This window comes from Hymenobacter sp. BT559 (genome assembly GCF_017571525.1).
In the GTDB taxonomy this organism is placed as follows: domain Bacteria; phylum Bacteroidota; class Bacteroidia; order Cytophagales; family Hymenobacteraceae; genus Hymenobacter; species Hymenobacter ginsengisoli.
Genome location: NZ_JAGETY010000018.1, coordinates 66,462 through 87,526, shown reverse-complemented (window position 1 = coordinate 87,526; position 21,065 = coordinate 66,462). Strand labels below are relative to the sequence as shown.

16 protein-coding genes are annotated in these 21,065 nt (G+C 60.9%); 4 read left to right on the top strand and 12 right to left on the bottom strand.

Annotated features, from left to right (window positions below):
• Positions 1–75: 75 nt before the first annotated feature.
• The 5 genes from J4D99_RS19795 to J4D99_RS19775 all read right to left on the bottom strand — a co-directional run bounded on the left by J4D99_RS19795 (position 76) and on the right by J4D99_RS19775 (position 3,826).
• Positions 76–951 carry a transglutaminase-like domain-containing protein gene (locus J4D99_RS19795; RefSeq protein ID WP_208133478.1) on the bottom strand — a complete coding sequence of 292 codons (876 nt, stop codon included), beginning with the start codon at positions 949–951 and terminating at the stop codon, positions 76–78.
• A 161-nt stretch (positions 952–1,112) separates the two neighbouring features.
• Positions 1,113–1,835: a hypothetical protein gene (locus J4D99_RS19790; protein ID WP_208133477.1), complete on the bottom strand. Its 723-nt coding sequence runs from the start codon at positions 1,833–1,835 to the stop codon at positions 1,113–1,115.
• A complete protein-coding gene (locus tag J4D99_RS19785; RefSeq protein ID WP_208133476.1) occupies positions 1,825–2,220 on the bottom strand; it encodes a GntR family transcriptional regulator in 396 nt (131 codons plus the stop codon). Before J4D99_RS19785 ends, J4D99_RS19790 begins: the two co-directional genes overlap by 11 nt.
• Positions 2,221–2,223: 3 nt before the next feature.
• On the bottom strand, positions 2,224–2,979 hold the full coding sequence (locus J4D99_RS19780) for a hypothetical protein (RefSeq protein ID WP_208133475.1): 756 nt from the start codon (positions 2,977–2,979) through the stop codon (positions 2,224–2,226).
• Positions 2,963–3,826 carry an ABC transporter ATP-binding protein gene (locus J4D99_RS19775; protein ID WP_208133474.1) on the bottom strand — a complete coding sequence of 288 codons (864 nt, stop codon included), beginning with the start codon at positions 3,824–3,826 and terminating at the stop codon, positions 2,963–2,965. Before J4D99_RS19775 ends, J4D99_RS19780 begins: the two co-directional genes overlap by 17 nt.
• Before the next feature lie 298 nt (positions 3,827–4,124).
• Here J4D99_RS19775 and J4D99_RS19770 point away from each other — a divergent pair, with 298 nt between their 5' ends.
• The gene (locus J4D99_RS19770) at positions 4,125–5,447 is read left to right on the top strand and encodes a family 1 glycosylhydrolase (protein WP_208133473.1); all 1,323 of its coding nucleotides are present in this window, start codon (positions 4,125–4,127) and stop codon (positions 5,445–5,447) included.
• An 11-nt stretch (positions 5,448–5,458) separates the two neighbouring features.
• The gene (locus tag J4D99_RS19765) at positions 5,459–6,196 is read left to right on the top strand and encodes an SDR family NAD(P)-dependent oxidoreductase (RefSeq protein WP_208133472.1); all 738 of its coding nucleotides are present in this window, start codon (positions 5,459–5,461) and stop codon (positions 6,194–6,196) included.
• 282 nt (positions 6,197–6,478) lie between these two features.
• Here the strand turns inward: J4D99_RS19765 and J4D99_RS19760 are convergent, their stop codons facing one another.
• The 4 genes from J4D99_RS19760 to J4D99_RS19745 form a co-directional block, all read right to left on the bottom strand.
• Entirely contained in the window at positions 6,479–6,973 is a 495-nt protein-coding gene (locus tag J4D99_RS19760; RefSeq protein ID WP_208133471.1) for a hypothetical protein, read from the bottom strand.
• Positions 6,970–8,598 carry an acyl-CoA carboxylase subunit beta gene (locus J4D99_RS19755; protein WP_208133470.1) on the bottom strand — a complete coding sequence of 543 codons (1,629 nt, stop codon included), beginning with the start codon at positions 8,596–8,598 and terminating at the stop codon, positions 6,970–6,972. The genes J4D99_RS19760 and J4D99_RS19755 overlap by 4 nt, the downstream gene beginning before the upstream one ends.
• Positions 8,599–8,762: 164 nt before the next feature.
• Positions 8,763–9,773, bottom strand: coding sequence for an MlaD family protein (locus J4D99_RS19750; RefSeq protein WP_208133469.1), 1,011 nt, complete (start codon positions 9,771–9,773; stop codon positions 8,763–8,765).
• Positions 9,774–9,912: 139 nt separating this feature from the next.
• Complete coding sequence (locus J4D99_RS19745) at positions 9,913–10,761, bottom strand: N-acetylmuramoyl-L-alanine amidase family protein (protein ID WP_309509573.1); 849 nt, start codon at positions 10,759–10,761, stop codon at positions 9,913–9,915.
• Positions 10,762–10,870: 109 nt separating this feature from the next.
• Here J4D99_RS19745 and J4D99_RS19740 point away from each other — a divergent pair, with 109 nt between their 5' ends.
• Positions 10,871–13,858 (top strand): putative LPS assembly protein LptD, encoded by a 2,988-nt coding sequence (locus J4D99_RS19740; protein ID WP_208133468.1) that lies wholly within the window; start codon positions 10,871–10,873, stop codon positions 13,856–13,858.
• Positions 13,859–13,939: 81 nt separating this feature from the next.
• On the opposite strand, the gene J4D99_RS19735 is transcribed toward J4D99_RS19740, so the two are convergent.
• The gene (locus J4D99_RS19735) at positions 13,940–14,476 is read right to left on the bottom strand and encodes a 2'-5' RNA ligase family protein (RefSeq protein ID WP_208133467.1); all 537 of its coding nucleotides are present in this window, start codon (positions 14,474–14,476) and stop codon (positions 13,940–13,942) included.
• Positions 14,477–14,734: 258 nt separating this feature from the next.
• Between J4D99_RS19735 and J4D99_RS19730 the strand changes: the two genes are divergently transcribed.
• A complete protein-coding gene (locus J4D99_RS19730; protein ID WP_208133466.1) occupies positions 14,735–16,969 on the top strand; it encodes an AsmA family protein in 2,235 nt (744 codons plus the stop codon).
• A 102-nt stretch (positions 16,970–17,071) separates the two neighbouring features.
• Here J4D99_RS19730 and J4D99_RS19725 read toward each other — a convergent pair whose 3' ends face one another.
• Both J4D99_RS19725 and J4D99_RS19720 read right to left on the bottom strand, forming a co-directional pair.
• On the bottom strand, positions 17,072–19,507 hold the full coding sequence (locus J4D99_RS19725) for a bifunctional YncE family protein/alkaline phosphatase family protein (protein ID WP_208133465.1): 2,436 nt from the start codon (positions 19,505–19,507) through the stop codon (positions 17,072–17,074).
• A 104-nt stretch (positions 19,508–19,611) separates the two neighbouring features.
• Positions 19,612–20,742 (bottom strand): porin, encoded by a 1,131-nt coding sequence (locus J4D99_RS19720; RefSeq protein ID WP_208133464.1) that lies wholly within the window; start codon positions 20,740–20,742, stop codon positions 19,612–19,614.
• Positions 20,743–21,065 lie beyond the last annotated feature (323 nt).

Here is a 21,065-nt window from a genome sequence, read left to right as displayed (position 1 = left end):
TGGCACTCAGTCTTAGCCCCTAAAAAGAAAAGGCCTGCTTCGTGAAGTAGGCCTTTTCTTTTTAGGGGCTGTTTTTTATTCTTCGCCTTCGCCCGGCTCGTCTTTTTCCAGCAGGATGGCTAGCAGCTGGGCTACTTCTTCGGCCTTGGCGGGTTCCTGCAATTTCTCGAAGCCCACTTGCAGGTTGCGCATGGCCCGGCGCACGATGTCGAGGTGCGTGCAGGGCTCGTAAAACGTATCTTGCGAGGTGATGCCGAGCTGGCCTACGTAGTGCTCAATATCGGCCTTTGAGAGAATGACGCCCCGGTTGTAGCAATTGATATAGAACGGCGTAACGGGCTTTTCTTCCTCATCCTTGTAGAGCTGGTACGTGAGCACAAACAAGTTGGGCAGGTTCACGCCGAATATCGGCAGGTCGAGGCGCTGCGCCACCAGCAGGTAGATAACGCAGAGCGACAAGGGGTTGCCGCGCTTGGTTTCGAGCACCCGGTGCAGCATGGAGTTGGCCGGCGAGTGAAAGTGCTGGGTATTAGCCGCGAACTTGTGGTTGCGAAAAATAACGTGGTTGAGCACCTGCACCTGGTCGGCGGGGTGCATCTCGGGGCGCAGCAGCGTCCAGGCTTCGAAGCGTAGCTGCTCGATGGCGCGGTTCAGAGCCTGCAGGTCGGCATCGGGGTACTGATACGAGTTGAGCAGCCACATACCCTCCAGCAAATCCTGGCCGCCCGAGTCGCGCCACACCCGTAGGCGGTGCTGCAAGCCTTCAAATTGCAGATTATGAATGAGGTCTTCGAGGCGGCGCTGCTGCTGCGGGTCGAGGGTCTCTTCCCACGACTCTTCGAGAAAAGGGATGATGGCCTCGCCCAGGTTCTGGATTTCGCCCTGAATCTGAGGGGCGATTTCCGGGTCGTCGAGCAGCGAGATAAGCGCTTTGATTTCGTTGGTAGTCATGCAGGCAAAGTGGCCCCTAGCGGATGCCCGGGTCGAATCTAACACCCGCCAGCGGCTTTTTTGTTCAGCCGAAAGGCCCGGCGCGTGCTGCTAAGTAGCATGCGCCGGGCATGGCGGCTGGGCGGCTAGCCCCTGGCGGGGCAGGTTGGCTTGGGCCAGGGTTACTTCAGCACGCTGCCCAGCGCGGCACCCGTTAGGGTCACTTTGGTGCTGTCGCCAAAGCGGTGGTGCAGCTGCCCAATCTGCACATTGTTGAGCACCAGCTCGCTTTGGTGGTCCAGGGTGAGGCTAGCGGCTGCGAAGCGGTTGCCGCCGTTTACCTGCAAAATGGGGTGGCTGCCGGGCGTGGCGCCCGCCGTGGCGCGCAGCAGGCCTAGCCGATTGTTGGTCAGCTCGATGCGACTGCCCCAGTCCTGGCGCAGGGCCAGGCTGTCCTGGGTAAAGCCCTGCAGCAGCACCCGGCCGCCCAGCGAGTTTTTGCTGCGTTCGGGATGGCCCTGCACTTGGCATTCGGCATTGGTTTGGAGCCCTACCAGGTTTGGGCAACTGATAACCACCGTTTCGCCCCAATTGGGTGCCTGCGCGTGGTCGGGGAACACGGCGGCCACTACCAGCCGCCCACCCTGCTGGCTCACCCGCACAACCTTGCCGGCGCTCGGATGCACCCACACACCAAACGGTCCGGCCATGATTTTCACTTTTAATAAGCCCGCCGCTGGCACGTCCACTTCCGTAAAGTTCTTAAAAGCCAACGCAGTATAGCCACGCAGCGGGTCTTTGTAGGCGCCCGAGCGGTACTCGGCGCGCAGGGCCATGTTGTAGGCCGTGAGGGAGGCTAGCAACACTATAAAGGCCGCCAGCAATAGTTTGATGCTAGTTTTCATGCGCAGAAAGGGTTGGGGCTGCCGGGGCGGCCTGAAACTGTTCGTAGCGCTGGCGCAGCTCCTCAAGGCCAATGCCCAGCAGCGAAATGGTATTGAAAAAGGCGGGCAGCTCTTGCTGCAAGAAGCGCTCGCGGCGGTAGTCGCGCACCTTCTGTGGGGCGTCGGGGGCCACAAAAAAGCCCAGCCCACGCTTGTTGTAGACGGCGCCCTGGCTCTGCAAAAACTCGTAGGTGCGCATCACGGTATTGGGGTTGACTTGCAGCTCGGCGGCGAGGTCGCGCACCGAAGGTATCTTCTGGTCGGGCAGCCACTGCTGGCGCAAGATGTGCTCGCCCACGTAGCTGGCTATCTGGAGGTATATCGCCTCATTATCAGCAAATTCCATAGTTTATAATTGCTTCTCGGTGAGGCGTGCGTAGGCGGCGGCCCATAGCAGCACGGCTAGGGCCAGCGGCAGGCCTACCAGCCAGCGCTCCTGGGCTTCGGGCAGCACCAGGGGCCCGAAGCCTTGCACGCCAGCCGCCCCAAAGGGGACGGCCATGCCCAGGCTACCCCCTAGCCAGGCATTCAATACTTTAAAGTTGAGCACGCCCACCAGCACAGCCATGCCCAGGACCACGAAAGCCGTTTTCACAAAAGCCAGGCGCGGGAAGAAAATGCTGCCGAATAGCGCTAGCCCGTGCAGCGTCAGAAACAGGCGCAGCCCCGGCACCTCGTGGCCATCGAGCAGGGGCAGCAGCGGGCCGGGCCGCGGGCTCACCAGGTGCATCACCAGCCAATCGGCCAAGTAAAAATCGGCCACGAAAACTACCAGAAACACGGGCAGCGATAGCAGCCAGGCCAACAGGAATTTTTCGAGCTGCGAGGCGGGCAGCGTGAGGGCCAGCGCGGCCTGCCGCCCCGCCCCAAACTGCGCCAAAACAGTGCTGGTAAAAAGACTACCCGCTCCTAGCAGGCACAGCATAAATAAGGCCGCCTGCATAGATTCACTCATTGGCCAGTGCTGGATATAGGTCAGAAAGCCCAGCAGTACCAGCAAGCCCCCGAGTAGCACGGCGGCCCCGAGCGCGTAGCCCGTGGCGTGCTCACTCAGGTGTTTGCGCGCCAGGCGCCCGAAGCGGGTGAGGTTAACGTACTGGCTCATGTTGCAAGTGCAGGTGGGTGAGGTAAGTGGCCACGGCCTGGCTAGGCCCGGTGAGGGCGTTGAAAAGCAATTCCAAATCGACTTTCGTGTAGCGCTCACCATCGCCGGGCCGAATGGCTTGCTGGCCACGTACCGAGGGCTCGGCGTAGAGCACGTCGGGGCTAGCCGTGCCGGCCGGGACCGGGCCAAAGTACAGCTTCTCGGCTAGGGCATCAATGGTTTCGCTGAGCACAATGCGGCGCTCGTGCAGCACCAGCACGGTGTCAATCAGGCTGTCGAGGTCGCGCACCTGATGGGTCGAGATGACAATGCAGCGGTCCTCGCCCAGTGCGCCCGCCACGAGCTTGCGAAACTGCATCTTGCTCGGAATATCGAGACCGTTCGTAGGCTCGTCGAGCACCAGCAGGCCCGTATTGGTAGCCAGGGCAAACGCAATAAAGACCTTCTTCTGCTGGCCAAAAGACAGCGCCGTGAGGCGGGCATGGGCCGGCACGTCGAGCTCGCGCAGGTACGTATGGAAAGCGCCCGTATCGAAGCGCGGATAGAATACGCCCGTGCTGGCCGCCAGCTGCGTAGCCGACACCGGCGGGGCCTGCACATCTTCGGGCAAAAAGAACAGGTCTTCGAGCGTGGCAGGCAGCCGCCGGCTGGCTGCCTGCCCCTCTATCTCGCAGGTGCCCGCCTGCGGAAAGGCTAGCCCCACCATATTCTTGAGCAAGGTCGATTTGCCGGCGCCGTTCTTGCCTAGCAGGCCGTAGATGCGGCCCCGCACCAGGTCGAGCCTCAGGTCTTCTAGCTGGGGCACCCGGCGCGAGTACCCAAAGTGCAGGTTGCGGATTCGGACCATTTGCGGTGTTGTTTTAGTGTATTACTAAACTAGTACATTGCAAATGTAGCAGAGTATTGTAGCTAGCAAGGCTATGGGCGAAAGTTTTTTTTCGATTTCCTTTTATGACCGCGTTCGCAGGTGCCTCATCGCCTCTAATTACTTGTGCGCTTGGGCCGAAAAGGCGCCCCGCTCGTCCTTCATAAAGGCTTCACACTCAAAAGACACGGCTTTTCTGCGAGCTTTTCCGTAGTGCTGACAAAGGCCTATGCCTTGGGTTGGCACGGTGCCCTACCCTAGCCCCGCTAGTTTCATTCTTATGCCTGCTTCTCAGTTCCTTTTTGCCACTGGCATCGAAAACAGTAACCCCACTATCCAGAACGGCAAGGTGCGCCAGGACGAGTTGGAGAAGTGCGGGCATTATAAGTTCTGGCAGAAAGATTTTGAGCTGGTGCAGGAGTTGGGTATCGAGTACCTGCGCTACGGGCCGCCCATTCATACTACCTGGCTAGGGCCGGGCAAGTACAACTGGGACTTCGCCGATGCCACCTTCAATGATTTGCTGAAGCGCAACATCATGCCCATCGTGGACCTGTGCCACTTTGGGGTGCCCGACTGGCTGGGCAATTTCCAGAATCCCGATTTTCCGGCGCTTTTTGCGCGCTACGCCGGCGATTTTGCCAAGCGCTTTCCGTGGGTGCAGCTCTACACCCCCGTGAATGAGATGTACATCTGCGCCGAGTTTTCGGCACTCTACGGCTGGTGGAACGAGCAATTGCAGAGCGACCAGGCATTTGTGACGGCCCTTAAGTATATCGTGAAGGCTAACGTGCTGGCCATGCACGCCATCCTGGCGGTGCGGCCCGATGCACTCTTCATCCAGAGCGAGAGCAGCGAGTACTTCCACGCTTCCAACCCGGCCGCCATCAAGCCGGCCGAGATATTGAATGCCAAGCGCTTTTTGTCGCTGGATTTGAACTATGGCCGCCGCGTAGACTCGGATATGTATGAGTATCTGCTCGATAACGGCATGACGCGCGACGAGTACCACTTCTTTCTGGATAATAATCTGAAGCACCAGTGCATTATGGGCAACGATTATTACTGGACCAACGAGCACCGCGTGCGGCCCGACGGCAGCACTACGGCTTCGGGCGAAATATTTGGCTACCACGTCATTACCACGCAGTACCACGACCGCTACCAGCTGCCCGTGATGCACACCGAAACCAACCGCTGGCAGGGCCCCAACGGCGATGAGGCCGTGAACTGGCTCTGGAAAGAATGGGCCAACGTGCTGCGCGTGCGCAACGACGGCGTGCCCATCGTGGGCTTTACCTGGTACTCGCTCACCGACCAGGTAGACTGGGACACGGCGCTGCGCGAAAGCAACGGCAACCTGAACCCACTGGGCCTCTACGACTTAAATCGCAATATCCGGCCCGTAGGCGAGGCCTACAAGAAGCTCATCAGCCAGTGGCGCGAGGTGCTGCCCACCCAAACGGCCTGCCTGCAAATACCGCTCGTGATGCCCCGGGATAGCAACGATGCCTGGGCCCGCGAGCAGCAAGCCCAGGCGCAGCAAACGCAAAGCCAGCCGGCGGCCGCCGCCGCCAACGCCCCACTGCAAGCAAACCACTAGCCCCTTCTTTTATGCGTTTTCAGGATAAAGTAGTCATCATCACGGGCGGGGCCAGCGGCATCGGCCTGGCCATCGCCAAGCGGCTGGCCTCGGAAGGCGCCCGCCTTGTACTTGCCGATATCAACCAGGCCAACCTCGACGCGGCCGCGCCCGAGGTGCAGAAAGCCGGGGCTCCCGAGGTGCTGCCCAGCATGTGCAACGTGGCCGACGAAAGCCAGGTTATCGCCACCGTTTCGGCCACGCTAGCCAAGTTTGGCCGCCTCGATGTGGTGGTGAATAACGCGGGCCTGATGCAGTTTAAAGCCCTCGAAGAGCTCACCGGCGACGACTGGCTGCGCGTGCTAAGCGTCGATTTGCTAGGGGCCTTCTACTTCACCAAGCAGGCGTTTCTGCACATGAAGCCGGGCGGCAACGTGGTGAATGTGGCCAGCATCCACGCCATTGCTACCGAGGCGCTGGTGGCACCCTACGCGGCGGCCAAAGCTGCCGTGCTCTCGCTCACCCGCTCATCCGTGATTGAGGGCAAGCCCAAGGGCATCCGCACCAACGTAGTGCTGCCGGGCGCCATCGACACGCCCATGCTCTGGAACAACCCCAATGTCAAGTCAGGCGTCGAAAAGATAAACCCCACCGACGTGGGCAAGCCCGAAGACGTGGCCGCCCTCGTGGCCTACCTCGCTTCGGATGATGCCGCCTTCGTGGAGGGCGCTGAAGTGCGCGTAGACGGCGGGCGGTTGGACCATTTGTAAGAAAGCAGCCATGGAAGTCACAAAAAAGCCGCTTAGTCAGCGGCTTTTTTGTGACATGTTATTACTAGTGCGCGTTTAGGCGCAGCCGTAACTCGTGCTTTGTCATCAGGGGGATGCTGTGCTTCCCGTAGAACGAGCATGCTGCACGCCCCTAGCGGTGCGGTTCCGCCTTACCGTTGGCGCGGCAGTGGAAGTACAACCTCCACAATAGTATCGGCACGGGTTACGACTGCGCCTAAACGCGCGCCAGTAAAGGCTAGTGCAGGGTTTTCATGAACGCTACTAATACGATTTCAACATATCGTCAGGACTTTGCACTATTCTTCCCTTAGAGAATACTTCCAGAAATTGACGTCCTAATCTTTCATCCCGAACTTTTAATAGTGTGAAGGTGCTATCAAAGGCTATTATTTCAATTTCAGAAGCTGCTAGTTGAAATTCCTCAGGTTCAGTCCAAATCCGTCGATTACCATCAGCATAAGGCACTTCCTCAAATGGTATAGCAGGAACATTACCAGCTATCCCACAGAAAATGCCCCATACTACTTGCAGGTTTTGGCCAACGAATGTTTCATAAAACGTTTTGCCGGCTACTACACTGTAGTATGGCTCCGAGTTGTATGATTGCGACTGCCAGGTTTCAATTAGGGGCGAAAACTTCCCCCAACATTCCAGCCCTGTAATTACCCAAGTTAGGTTTTCCACCTGTTGCCGGAGCGATGGCAGCAGTTTTCCTAAGTAGGTTTGGTAACCTTCCTCTAAGATAATAGTCATCACACCTGAATAACGCCCACATTATACGCCTTCTCAATCGGCGCATGATTCGCGGCACTAATACCTTCCGAAATAACCTTGCGCGTTTCGAGCGGGTCAATCACCGCATCGACCCAGAGCCGCGCCGCCGCATAGTAAGGAGACAATTGCTCCTCGTAGCGGGCTTTGATGCGGTCGAGTAGTTCCTTTTCGGCTTGGGGGGTAATGACTTCGCCCTTGGCTTTGAGGCTAGCCACCTGGATTTGTAGCAGGGTGTTGGCGGCCGCCGCGCCACTCATTACGGCGAGTTGGGCGCTAGGCCAGGCCACGATGAGGCGCGGGTCGTAGGCCTTGCCGCACATGGCGTAGTTGCCGGCGCCGTAGCTGTTGCCCACTATCACCGTGAATTTGGGTACTACGCTGTTGGCCATGGCATTCACCATCTTGGCGCCGTCCTTGATGATGCCGCCCTGCTCGCTCTGGCTGCCCACCATGAAGCCCGATACGTCGTGCAGAAACACCAGCGGAATGCGCTTCTGGTTGCAGTTCATGATGAAGCGCGCGGCTTTGTCGGCCGAGTCGGAATAGATGACGCCGCCCATCTGCATCCCGGTTTTCTTGCTTTTTACAATCTTGCGCTGGTTGGCCACGATGCCTACGGCCCAGCCGTCGATGCGCGCCAGCCCGCAGATGAGCGTCTGCCCATAAAGGTCCTTGTAGGGCTCAAACTCGGAATTATCGACCAGGCGGTTGATAATCTCCATCATATCATAGGGCTTGGCGCGGTCGCTCGGCAGCTGGCCGTAGAGCTCGCTAGGGTCTAGTTTGGGCGCGGCGGGCGTGGCCCGGCTGAAACCGACCGAGGGCTGCGCGCCCAGCTTGTCGAAGATGTTGCGGATGTGGTCGAGCGCCTCCTCGTCGGTATCGAATTTATAATCCGTCACGCCCGATACCTCGGAGTGCATGGCAGCGCCCCCTAGCGCCTCGTTATCAATCGTTTCGCCGATGGCCGACTTTACCAGGTACGAGCCGGCCAGAAATACCGAGCCGGTGCCGCTCACTATCATGGCCTCGTCGCTCATAATGGGCAGGTAGGCGCCGCCCGCCACGCAGGGCCCCATGATAGCCGAAATCTGGACAATGCCCATGCTGCTCATCACCGCGTTGTTGCGGAAGATGCGGCCGAAGTGCTCCTTATCCGGGAAAATCTCGTCCTGCATAGGCAGGTACACGCCCGCCGAATCGACGAGGTAGATAATGGGCAGCTTGTTTTCGATGCTGATTTCCTGAGCCCGCAGGTTTTTCTTGGCCGTAATGGGAAACCACGCGCCCGCCTTCACGGTGGCATCGTTGGCCACTACCACGCACTGGCGGCCCTGCACGTAGCCTAGCACCACTACCACGCCGCCGCTAGGGCAGCCGCCTTCATCCGGGTACATCCCTTCGCCGGCAAAAGCCCCGATTTCGACCTGCGCGGCGCCCTTATCAAGCAGGTAGTCAATGCGCTCGCGGGCAGTGAGCTTGCCTTTGGCCTTGTGAGCAGCAATGCGCTTCTCGCCCCCGCCCAGGGCTACTTTTTCCAGCTTTTTGCGCAGCTGGTAGGTGAGCTGCTTGAGGTGGTCTTCGTTGCGGTTGAACTCGACGTTCATAAAATAAAACAGAGTGGGTGGGAAAGGGGTAGCGCGGGTTTTGCACTCCGCGAAGCAGCGAGTTAGTCGGTGGTAGCATACGCGGGCTACAAAGTCCGCACTACAAAAAAGCCCGCCCCTGGTGGGGCGGGCTTCAAAGATACTAGGTGCCCTAGCAGCGAGGCTTAGTGAGTCAGGGCCGGGGCCGTGGTCACTTTCTTGGTTTCGGTGGTCACCGAGCCGTCGGGGCTCTTAGTGGTTTCTTTCTTGGTTTTGTCTTTGCCGCCGCCAAATACCGAGAAGTGCACGTAGCGCTTGGGGTTGGCTTGCAGGTCCTGAATGAGGGCATTGGAGCTGGCGGCCGTAGCGTTCAGGTTGTTGTAGAGCAGTGTGTCGTTGATGAGCTTGCCGAGCGAGCCTTTCTTATCGTTGAGGGCCGTGCTTACACCTTTGAGTGAAGTCTGGGCTTCTACCAGCGTCGTGTTGAGGTTGCGCAGGGCCGGGCCCACCGGGGCCGACTTAAGCGAATCGGACAGCTGCGTAAAGTTGTTGGCAATGCGGTCAAGCTTGGCGGTGCTCTTGTTGAGAGCGGCGCTCATGTGGGCCAGGTTGCGGGTAATCTCGTTGATGTTGGCCTGGTTAGAGGCAATAAGGCGCTGGAGCGCCTCGGTGCTGGCGCGCGCACCGAGCAGCGTGCCCTGAATGTTGGTTTGCGCGTCTTTATTGAGAAAACCGTTGATATGCGCCAGCGTGGCACCTACCGTATCGAGCACGGGGAGGGCCTTGGCCTGGAAGGCATCCGCAATGCCGATGGCCGTAGTAGTGCGCAGTGTTTCGCCTCCACTATACTCCTTTGTATTGCGGCCTAGCATCAGGGTAATGGTTTTGGAGCCAAGCAGGGAGCCACTAAGGCCAGCCTTGGTCGAATCGCCGAGCGTGACGCCTTTTTGCAACTCCAGCGAGGCCTTAATGGAGTTATTATCCTTAGGTTGCAGCTCCAGATTTTTTACCTGGCCCACTTTAATACCGTTGAGAATAACCGGGGCGCCGACATTTAAGCCATCAACATTGGGGTAAATGGCATAATAGGTGCGGTCGCTCGACAGTAAATTGCTGCCGCGCAAGAAGTTAAACCCGATAGCCAGGGCTACAAGGGCTACCACGGCCAACAGGCCGACTTTTATTTCTTTAGACACAGGAGGGTAGATTTAGGGCTGAGATGGCCAACTGCTAGAGGGAGGAATGGCCCCGAATAGTTGCGTCGGCTGGCCTGCTAGTGCCCTTAACGGCAAACGGGGGGCGGATGTTAGGCTAGCGCATAAGCCCAACTATAGCTTACTCGGCCGGTGCCCCTTCGAGGTCGCGCTTATACTCGCGAAAGGCCCGGTAAATGCCGCCCGCAATGGCCTGCTGCCCGGCCCGGGTATCGAGGTAGCTTTCCTCGCTGCGGTCGGTCAAAAAACCCGCTTCTACCAGCACTGAGGGCATAGTTGACTTCCAGAGCACCAGGAAGCCGGCCTGCTTTACACCGCGCGAGCTGCGCCCCACGTGCGTGCGAAACTGCCGGTCGATGCGCTGAGCCAGCCGCAGCGAGTTGGTGATATAGGCGCTCTGGAAAAGTGAAAAAAGGATGTGCGACTGCGGCGAGCGCGGGTCGAAGCCGTCGTAGCGCTGCTTGTAATTTTTTTCCTGCAGAATAACCGAGTTTTCGCGCTGGGCCACGCCCAGGTTGGCGGTCGTCTTGTGCAGGCCCATGGTCCAGACCTCGGTGCCGCGCGAGCCCTTGGGGCCAGCGTTGCAGTGTACCGAGATAAAGAGGTCGGCATGGTTGCGGTTGGCGATGGCGGCGCGCTCGTCGAGCTCGATAAAGACGTTGGTTTTGCGGGTGTAGATAACTCGCACGCCCGGCGAGTTTTCCTCAATCTGCCGGCCCAGGTCTTTGATAATGGCCAGGGCCACGTCGGCCTCGTGGGCATCTACGCCGTTGCAGCCAATGTCTTTGCCGCCGTGGCCGGCATCGAGCACCACGGTGCGCAGGCGGTAGCGCGTGTCGTTGGCAGGGCCGGGCGCGGCCGAGTCGGCCGCCAGGGGCTGCGGGGGCCGGGGGCGAGCCAGTGAGTCCTGGGCATTGAGCACCGGGCATTGTGCACTCAGCAGAATACAAGTAAGCGCAATAATCCGCACGTCAGTCGTTGGGGAAAAAACCGGCCGGCTGGCAACCTTCGAGCGGGGCAGCGGCCTCTTATCTTTGTGTTAAGCCTCAAAAGTACTTCGCTCGGTGGCTTTATTGAATTTGCTTTTCTCTAACGTTCTCTTTTCGGGCATTTTCGGTCGTCGGCGCGGGGTGCTGGCGGGCGTCGTGGGCCTGTGTTTCTGGCTGCTGGGCGGCGGGCTAGCCCCTGCCCTGGCCCAAACCACCAATCCGCGCCGGCCGGGCTCGGTGCCGACCCAGCCGGCGCGCAACCTCAACTACGACCGCAACTCGCCCCAGAGCCCGCCGCCGCCCGGCGAAAGAAACGTGGGCCAGCCCTCGCTGCCGGGCGTGTCGCGCAAGCCCGCCCCTAGCCTCACGCCCGACAGCACGGGCCTGGCCGTCGATACCAGCCGCCGCGTGCGCGACTCGCTCAATGTGGTCATTCTCAAGCGCCGCAGCCAGGTCGAAACTACGGTGAAGTACGGGGCCAAAGACTCGATTCAGTTTGACATCACCACCAAAATTGCCAAGCTCTACAACAAGGCCAACGTCGACTATGGCAAGATGAACATGAAGGCGGCGCTCATCACCGTCAACTACGGCACCAATACGGTGCAGGCTATCGGCCGGCGCGACACGGTGAAGCACCGTATGGTTGACCAGCCGCTGTTTAAGGATGAGGCGGGCACCTATTCGGCGGGCAACATCAGCTATAACTTCAAGACCAAGAAGGGCAAGATAGCCGAGGTAGTGACCCAGCAGGGCGAAGGCTACATCCACGCCGAGGTAGTGAAGAAGCTGCCCGACAACGACTTCTACGGCTTGCATGGCCGGTACACCACCTGCAACCTCGAACACCCGCACTTCTACATCGAGGCGGGCAAGATGAAGGTAATACCGGGCCAGAAAGTGGTGACCGGGCCGTTTCACATGGTTATTGCCGACGTGCCGCTGCCCATCGGGCTGCCCTTTGGCTACTTCCCCACGCCGCACGCGGGGCGCGGGTCGGGCTTTATCATCCCCACGTTTGGGCAGGGCCAGCAGCGCGGCTACTCGCTCACCAACGGCGGCTACTACTGGGCCCCCAACGACTACATCGGCCTGCGCGTGACCGGCGACTTCTACGCCGGCAACGCCGACCGCATCGGGGGCTACGGGCTAGCCACCGAGCTCACCTATCGCAAGCGCTACAAGTACCAGGGCAGCTTCCGCTTTACTTACGCCAACCAGCCGACGGCGCCCCTCCTGACTACGACTTCGGCCGTCAACTCCGACTACTTGTATTCCAACTCGGTGAATACCTTTTGGATAAGCTGGAACCACTCGCCCACCCCACTGCCGGGCGGCGGCGTGTTCTCGGCCAGCGTGCAGGCCGGTAGCTCGTCGTATAACCGCGTGAATACGCTGAACCCCCGGCAGCTGCTGTCGGCTACGTTCAGCTCGACTATCAGCTACAGCAAGCAGTCGCGCCGGCTGCCCATCAACTACGCCGTGCAGCTTTCGCAAAGCCAGAACGTGCAAACCGGCGCGATGGACTTTACGCTGCCCAACTTCAACCTGGGCCTGGCCCGGCAATACCCGTACTTACTGTTTACCAAGCAGTCGCGCGGGGCTTGGTACGAGCAGTTTGCCCTCAGCTACAACCTGGTAGCCCAAAACCGCATCAGCAACCTGGTGCCAGCCCGCTCGCTGGCCGCCGATGTGCCGCTGCTAGGGGGCAGCACCACGGCCTACACCATCCCGGTGAGCTTTGCCAACGTGGGCCGGCTGCTGCACAATGCTCAAAACGGTATGCAGCACCAGTTTCAGATTACGCTGCCCGGCTTTGCGCTGGTGGGCCGCCACATTCAGGTGCAGCCCTCCGTCAACTATGGCGAAACGTGGTACTCGCAGCGCCTGCAATACAGCTACTTAGAGCGCGTGCGGGCCGTAAAGGTCGATACCATCTCGCCGGCTTTCGAGCGGGCTTATTCTTACTCGGCCAACGTGTCGGCCAGCACGAATTTCTACGGCACGGTAGTTTTTAAGGGCGACCACTACGTGAAGGCTATTCGCCACAAAGTAGCCCCTAGCATCAGCTACGCCTACTCGCCCGACCTGGCTAAAAACTCGCAGTATGATGCCTTTTTGGGCGGCGCACCCACTTTCGGCAGCCTGCAATCGGCCTACAACAACCGCATTCTCGACCCGCGCCAGTTTACGCGCTACCAGGGCGTGTACCAGTCGCAGGCCAGCACGCAGCTTAGCCAGGTGGCCTTCACCCTGCAAAACCAGATTGAGATGAAGGTGCGCAACAACCGCGACACCACCGGCACCGACCCCTACAAGAAAGTTAGCCTAGCCGACGGCATTGACCTGGCCATTGCCTACAACTTTGGCTCAGGGCGCCGCGATGCTCGCGGCCGGCCCGTCGATTCGCTCAAGCTCTCCAACCTGAGCCTGGGCTACCGCGTGCAGGTGGCCAAAAAGCTGAATGTGGTAGTTAGCAGTGCATTCTCGTTCTATCAGCGCGACTCAACGGGGCGCCTCATCAACCGCTACCTGTTTGAGGGCAATGACAAATTCCGGCTAGCCCGCCTGCTCAATGCCAACCTGAGCCTGGGCTACCAATTCAACCCCGCCGCCCGGCCCAAGAGCAAGGCCAACATTCCGCGCGCCGTGGCTCCGAGCAACGACCCCGTGCTGGGCTCGCCCCTGCAACAGCAGATTTACGCCGATTACATCGACTTCGACATTCCGTGGGAGGCGACCATTCAATACACGGCCTCCTATACTACGTCCGGGGCGCCCATCCGGCCCACGCTCTACGGCTATGTGCCCCTACTCTCGGGCAACTCTGTCTCGGTCAATGGCTCGGTTAAGCTCACGCCCAACCTACGCCTGAGCACGCAGCTCAACTACGACCTGGTAAAGCAGGAATTTGCGCTACCCACCATCAACTTCACGCGCGACCTGCACTGCTGGCAGATTTCGGGGCTCTGGATTCCGGTGGGGCCCTACCGGGGCTACAACTTCACCATCGCCGCCAAGAGCAGCCTGCTGCAAGACCTGAAGCTGAACCGCAACAAGACGATTCTGAACCGCTAGGACAATGGGTGAATGAGCGAATGGCTGAAGGCGTGAATGTTAGTAAAATCATTCACGCCTTCAGCCATTCGCTCATTGCCCTCAGCGTCCAAACTCGAACACTACCTCGCGCACAAACAAATCGCCTTCGGGGCGTAGGATGGCCAGGTTGCTGATTTCGAGCTCCAGGTTAAAGGTCTGGTTGTTCAGGAATTGTAATACAGGGCCTAGCAGCTCGGGGGTAGTGTCGTGCAAAGCCAGCGACACGTGGGGCAGCCACAGGTCGGGGGCGCTGAATTTGTCGGTGCGCGAGCACAGCGGGGCAGCCAGGGCCAGCACTTGGTGGTGCAGCAGGTTGAGGTCGTCGGAGCGCAGCACCGGAATGTGAATCACGGGGTTATCGCCCGGAAACATGCCCAGCCCGGTGGTGTGCGCCACGAAGGGCTTGGTGGTGCGCGCAATCTCGTGCAGGCCCTGCTTCAGCATTTCCAGGTTGGCCGGCTCCACTATCTGGTAGGTAAGGTGGGGCTCGGGGGTTGCCTGCACGTCGGTTAGCCCAAATTCCTTTTCCAGACTTTTGATAAGGGCATTGATGTGGTCGGAAGCCGGCGAAGGCAGCAGCGAAGTAATGGCGAGCATGGAGTGGGAAGAACGAAACGAGGAGGCGCGGCGCTAGCCCGTGCTTTCGGCCCTAAAGCTAGAAAACCGGGCGCCTGCGGGCCGCATAAGTGCCGGGCACTGGCCCAGCGGCTCACAATGGACCGCCCGAAAGGTAGCACCAGCAAGGGGCAGAAAGCTTGTAGCTGGCTGCTGTACGGCAAGGCGGGGGGCCAGGGTTGGGGCAGAGGACAACCCTGGCTAGGGGATTTGCCGTTAGCAGGGCTTCAGCCTCGCACCGTGCCCGCCTCTTTTCAGTCTTTTTCTGCTACTACATCCCGCCCATGGGGCCGCTGGATACTGCTCGTTTTGGGCCTGCTGCTCATGGCCGCGCTGGCCTGGTTAAAATGGGGCCTCGACCCCTGGCTGCGCCGCAAGCTGGAGCAGCAAGCCCGCACCCAGACCCACGGCCAGTATACCCTCACGGTGGCGAGCCTACGCACCCACTTGCTCAGCCGAAGCCTGCACCTGGGCGGCGTGGCGCTGCGCCCCGCCACGCCTACTACGGCCGATACGCTGCCCCGCCTCACGGCGCGGCTGGCTAGCCTCGACCTGAGCGGCGTGGGCCTCCTAGCCCTGCTGCGTGGCCGCACCGTGCCCATCGACAGCCTCACCCTCGACTCACTGCGCCTCGATGTGGCCGCACTGGCCCGGCGGCCCGCGCCCCACCCTAGCCGGCCGCTGTATCAGCAGCGGCCGCTGCAACTGGGCTACCTGGCCTTACGCCACGCCGGCGGCCGCTTCGGGCCCGCCACAAAGCCGGTAGGTGAGCTGGCCGATGGCACAGTAAGTGCCCGCGATGTGCTGTTTACCTCGGCGGGCGCCACCGATACCCAGCGGCTGGCATTTGCGGCCAGCTGGCGGGCCCTACTGCGCGGGCCGGTGGGGCGACTGGGCGGACATACAATTAAGGCCCAGGCAGTTGACTTTGCGAGCGCCCAGCAGTTTTTAGGGATTGATTCGCTGCACATTACGCCGCCCGCGCCCGGCCAGGGCAAGCCGGGCGCGGTGCGCGTGCTTTTTACGATGCCCCACGCTCAGCTGCGAGGGCTGCGGGCCGCAGCCTGGCAGCACCAGGGCCGCCTGCGCGCCGACTCGCTGCGGCTCAGCACCCCGCACCTCACGTTTTGGCCGCCGGCCCAGGCCCCACCGCCGCTCTGGAAGCTGCTGGCGCCCGTGTTTAAGCGCGCCGATGTGCGCCGGGTGGCCATAGCCGATGGCTACCTGGCTGTGGCCGGCGTGGACGAAGCCCCGGCCGTGCGCCACCTGTACGGGGTAGCTACTGAGCTGCGCATCGACTCGCTTTCGCAGCAGGCCGCCGCCCGGCGGGTGCTGTATGCCCGCACCTGGGTCGGGCACACGGGCCGCCTCACGGCTACGCTGTTTCCACCCCTCTACCCCACCAGCATTGAGCACGCTTTTCTAAACACCAACCAGCAGGCGTTGCGCCTGACCGAGCTGGCCCTGCGCCCCACGATAGGCCCCGCGCAGCTCAACCAGTATAAGGGCTACCAAAGTACCCAGCTTACGGCGCACATAGACGAGATGCGGGCCGAAGGCTTTGACTTTCAGCTGCTCTCGGCCAATAGCCACGTGCGCATTGCGCGCGTCACGGCCGAGCGGCCCTACCTACTGGCCCGCAGCGACGGGCGCGGGCCCATCAACCACCAGCCCTCTATTATCTCCCCCGAGGCCATGCGCCACCTGCGGGCCCACCTCGACGTGCGGCGGCTCGACCTGCGCAATGGCACCATTGAGGCCAGCTACCGCAGCGCCAGCACGCCGCTGGTGGGCACCTTCGGCATAGCTCAGCTGAATGCCACGCTCTACAACGTCAGCAACGACCCTAGCCGCATGAGCCTGGCGCACCCGCTCACCGGCACGGCCACCGGCTACCTGCAGGGCCAGTGCCGTGCCGAGGTGCACCTCACCACCTCGCTGCTCGACCCCCAGGGCCGCCAGCACCTGCGGGGCAGCTTCGGGCCCGCGCCGTTCAGCCTGCTCAACCCCATGCTGAAGCCCACTCGCCTTATCAGCTTCAAGAGCGGCCAGGCGCAGGGCATAGACTTTGAGGAATATGTTGACCGCGAGCACATTATCGGCACCGTGCGCGCGCGTTACTCCGATTTGCGCATCAACTTTCTGGGCTACAAGGGCGACGAAGTGAAAAAAACGTTTTTCGGCCGTATAAAGAGCGGGCTGGCCAACGTGGTTATTCGCGACCAGAACCCACGGCCCGACGGGCGCGTTGTGACGGGCGATATTCAGACGCCCCGCGAGCTGGAGTTTTCAACGTTCACGGCCTGGCGGCAGGGCCTCATCGTGGGGTTTTTGCACAACGTAGGCATTCCGAAGAAGCTGGCCAGCAAGTATGGCGAGGCTGATGGAGGCACACCCCTGCCCGCCCCCACCGATGCCCCTAGCCGGCCTGCCACCACCGCCGATACCCCCCCCCGAACCCAAGAGCCGCCCTAAGCGCTGGCTAGGCAAGGCGGTGCAAAAGGTGCAAAAGCTTACCAAGCGGCTGCGGCACAAGGCAGCGGGCAAAAAATGAGCGCTACTGCGTTTGGCCAGGCCCTAGTCGTCATCGTCGTCGCGCTTGGGCGTGAGCTGCAAAAATGCGCCCCGGCGCGGCGCGGGCATGGTTGAGTTTTCGCCTTTCACCGACTTCCACACCACTTCGTTCAGGTCGAGGTCGGGCACCGCGTCTTCGTGGGCAAAGTCAAATTTGGCCGAGCGCTCGGCGCTGTGGTTCCAAGCCGTATTGCGAGTATCGAGCGGAATCTGGTTGGCCTTGGCTTCATATTTAGCCAGGTTGGGCTGGGCCTGAAACACGCCAAACAGGGGCCTAGCAGCGGCATCGTACTGGCTCATGGGCGGCAGGCCGAGCAGCAATTCCATCGTCCGCATCACGCCGGCGGTGGTGTAGAGCGTGTGGTCCACGTAGCCGTGTTTTACATGGGGGCCAATAACAAAGGCCGGCGAGCGGTGGGCGTCGATGTGGTCGGAGCCATTTTGGGCATCATCTTCAAGCACGAAAATCACTGACTCGTTCCAGATAGAGCTAGCCGCCAGGTGCTCCACGAGGCGGCCTAGCGCCAGGTCGTTGTCGGCCACGGCGGCGCGGGGGCTCACCTTGCCCAGGCGCTGGCCGCTGGTGTGGTCGTTGCTGAGGCGAATGGTGCTCAACTGCGGCACCGCATTCAGGGCCAGCAGCGAGTCAAAATCCTGCGCCCAGGCGCGCTCGCGCTGCTGGTCGGTAATATCCATATCGAAGCCCGGCGAGCGCGGGCAGGCATGCCCCTGCAGCGACTTGAGCGACGTTTTGGCGTAGTCGGCAAACTCGCCGTAGGTACGGTATGTGAGGCCCGCCCGCTGGCAGTAGTCCCAGATGAAGCCATCGCGCGGGTAGGCGATTTTACGGGTGCCCTCAAAGTCGTAGGTGCCGCCGCGCCCGCCGTAGCTGATGGGCCACGACTTCTCCACATAGTCAGTGGCGTAGGCGGCGGTGCTCCAGTTGTGGCCGTCGGCGCTCACCTCGGCGTTCACGTAAAAGTTGTCGAGCAGCACAAACTCGCGGGCCAGTGCGTGGTGGTTGGGCGTCACGCGTTGCCCAAAAATGCACAGCGCCGTATCGCCCTCGCCTTCCTTCACATCGCCCAAAATCTGGTCGTAGGTGCGGTTTTCCTTGATAATGTAGAAGATGTGCTTGATGGGCGACTTATCGCCCACGCGGCGGGGCACGGGGTTGCCGGCCTCTCCCAGCGCCAGCTTTTCGCTGTCTTTATTGAAAGGCGTGTTGTCGTACACCTGCCGGGTATAGGTCTTAAGCCGGGCCGCGTCGGGCGTCGGCATAAAGAGCAGCGTACCCTTAAACAGGCTGCCGATGTACTCAAACTCGCGGTGCACACCGCCCGACTGATACCCGCTGTCGTCGTTTTTGCGCAGCGGGTGCGGGCCGTTGGGGTTAGCCAGGCTAGACAGACCTTTGCCACTGGCTACCAGCAGCTTATTGCCCTGCACGCGCACGCAGGTCGGGTACCAACCCGTCGGGATGAACCCCTGGCTGGCACTGCGGCCCGGCTGGCGCACGTCGAACACGGCTAGGCAGTTGTTGTCGGCGTTGGCGATGTAGAGCATCTTTTCGTCGGCCGACAGGGCTAGCCCGTTGGTGGTCGAGCCGGTAAGGCGCGTAGGATACAGCGAGGTCGAGATGGTTTCAAGCACCTTCCACGTCCTGGCATCTACCACCGACACCGAGTTGTCGTTGGCATTGGCCACGAATAGGTAGCGGCCGTTCTTACTCTGAATCAGCTCGTTGGGGTGGCTGCCGGTGGGCAGCTCGCCGCGCACGCGGCCAGTGGCGCGGTCGTAGGCCAGCAGCTTGTCGCCGCCCCACAGCGTGATGTACACGGTCTTGCCATCGGCCGACAGCAGGCAGCCGTAGGCCTCGTGGCCCAGCCCTAGGCGGCTGACGGTGCGCTTGGTTTTGAGGTCCAGCACATACAGCGCATTATCCTCTTTGGTCACGGTATAAAGGCGCTGGCCAGCCGCATCCACGGCAATGCCGGTAGGGCTGATTTTGGCCTTGGGCCAGGCCGGACCGAGGCGCAGCGTATCAGGCGCGCCCAGCTTGCGGCCCGCCGTGGGGTAGCTCAAAATGATGTTATCGTTGCCGCCCGAGGCGTAGAGCCGGTCCCCTTTCTGGCTGAAGGCCAGCCCGTACCACGCCTTGCCAATGGTGCGCGAGTCGAGCAGCTTTTCGGTGCTGGGGTCGATGAGCTGGATGGTTTGCGTGCTCTGGCCGTTGTTGGTGACGGCCAGTAGCTTGCCGCCCGGCGCCAGCTGCATGTTCAGCGGCAGGTCGCCGAGCTGCAGTGGGCGGCCGGCAGGCGTGAGGCTCCAGCCGTTGGGCAGCAGGATTTTCTCGGCGTGGCGGTTGTTGGTGGGGCGCTGGGCCTGGGCCGAACTGGCAAGCAGGACGAGCGCGGCAACGGTTAAAAAACGCTTCATACTAGTGGGCGAAACAACGAGGCGCAAAGGTCTGCCAGGCTGCATGATTTTTAGGTTATGCTCAGGTTATGAAGCTTCCGCGGCCCTAGCCCACTCGCGGGGCCCTAAAACGACCAGGCAATGCTCGTCGTCAGGTTGCCGTAGCTGCGGTTGTCGGGGTTGTCGGAGCGCGCAAATACGCCACGCATGCCGTTGAGGTAGCGGCCTTCCACCCGAAATACCACGTTGCTGGCCGGCGCATAATCGAGATTGAGCGAGCCGCCGGCCACCCGAAAATCGGCATCGAGCGCACTGGGCATGATGCTGCGAATGAGCACACCGCGCTCGGCGTAATAGTACTCGCCGCGCAGCGTGGTCGAGAATTTATCGGCCAGCTTATACTTGGCAAACGCCGAGGCTGCGTGCCAGGTGTCGTAGCCGTGGTGGCCGTCGCTCTGCTGCTTGCCCACGTCGAACACCAGCGCCAGGTTCAGGCGGGGGCTAGCGGCGTACGTGACGTAAAAATTGTGGTAGTAGCGCCGCCGCACCAGCAACCCCTGCGGCTGCTCGTTGCCGTAAAATGTGCTGCTGTTAATAAGCAATTTGTCGGTGGGCTTCCACTGAAGCTGGGTGCCTAGCGCCTTGGCCTGGTTGGTTTCGCGGATGTTTTGCCAGCCGTTGAGCACCAGCCCCGTGAGCGTGAGGCGGGGGCCGACTTCGTACGTGAAGCGCGCCCCAGCCTCATAATAAGGCGTATTCTCCGCCATCACCGAGCGCGTCAGCGTCCAGTTATCCTTCGAGATGGCCGACTCAAATCCGATGTGCGAGCCGAAAATACCCAGGTCGAGCCAGGCCTTGGCAAAGGGCCGAAACCCGGCGTAGGCTTCGTATACGTGCCGCAGCACGGGGTCCTCGTTGGCGTAGTTGGCGCTCACATAAGTGCCAGCGTGCAGGCCCACGGCCCCACGCACGTGGCCATCGTCGTAGCGCGCGCCAAGCAGCGCATTATTTACGGCAAACTCGTTTTGGCGGCCGTGCGAAAACAGAAAATAGGGACGGTCGTTGCCGTTGGCGTGGTCAAAATCGTAGCCGTAATAGGCATCTACAAAACCGTAGGTGGTGAGGGGGCTAGCGGTGGGTGTGCTCGGCGCAGCCGGGGGCGGCACGGCGAGGGCCGGGTCGGAGACAGGCGTGGTTTGGGCCAGCGCAGCCCGCAAGGACAGGGCCAGCAGGCTGACCAGCAAAAACTTCTGCATAAGAGGAGAGGGCCGCCAGGACGCCACCAACTAGGGGCAAACTTACGAGCACGCGGCCCTCCCTACCTATTTGGGCCCAACCATTTGCGCCACCAGCCTCCTGGTCGCTAAGCAACTGACTTACTGGGTATAATAATTTGCACCACCACATGCAGGCTCCCCCAAGCGCCGAGAACTTTGTCATTTTGAGCGGGCAGATTATCAAAATGACCTACCCCACGACCGGTAGACGCTACTGGTGAGCAGGAAATTTTCCCGACCCGTTTTCTGTTTTATAGCGGCCAGCGAGTTCGCGGGGTGCCGCCCCGTGTTGCCTCACTAGC

Excerpts from the sequence above, each read along its gene's own strand:
- J4D99_RS19795 (WP_208133478.1), bottom strand. The coding sequence starts at position 951 with ATGACTACCAACGAAATCAAAGCGCTTATCTCGCTGCTCGACGACCCG.
- J4D99_RS19790 (WP_208133477.1), bottom strand. The coding sequence starts at position 1,835 with ATGAAAACTAGCATCAAACTATTGCTGGCGGCCTTTATAGTGTTGCTA.
- J4D99_RS19785 (WP_208133476.1), bottom strand. The coding sequence starts at position 2,220 with ATGGAATTTGCTGATAATGAGGCGATATACCTCCAGATAGCCAGCTAC.
- J4D99_RS19780 (WP_208133475.1), bottom strand. The coding sequence starts at position 2,979 with ATGAGCCAGTACGTTAACCTCACCCGCTTCGGGCGCCTGGCGCGCAAA.
- J4D99_RS19775 (WP_208133474.1), bottom strand. The coding sequence starts at position 3,826 with ATGGTCCGAATCCGCAACCTGCACTTTGGGTACTCGCGCCGGGTGCCC.
- J4D99_RS19770 (WP_208133473.1), top strand. The coding sequence starts at position 4,125 with ATGCCTGCTTCTCAGTTCCTTTTTGCCACTGGCATCGAAAACAGTAAC.
- J4D99_RS19765 (WP_208133472.1), top strand. The coding sequence starts at position 5,459 with ATGCGTTTTCAGGATAAAGTAGTCATCATCACGGGCGGGGCCAGCGGC.
- J4D99_RS19755 (WP_208133470.1), bottom strand. The coding sequence starts at position 8,598 with ATGAACGTCGAGTTCAACCGCAACGAAGACCACCTCAAGCAGCTCACC.
- J4D99_RS19735 (WP_208133467.1), bottom strand. The coding sequence starts at position 14,476 with ATGCTCGCCATTACTTCGCTGCTGCCTTCGCCGGCTTCCGACCACATC.
- J4D99_RS19725 (WP_208133465.1), bottom strand. The coding sequence starts at position 19,507 with ATGAAGCGTTTTTTAACCGTTGCCGCGCTCGTCCTGCTTGCCAGTTCG.
- J4D99_RS19720 (WP_208133464.1), bottom strand. The coding sequence starts at position 20,742 with ATGCAGAAGTTTTTGCTGGTCAGCCTGCTGGCCCTGTCCTTGCGGGCT.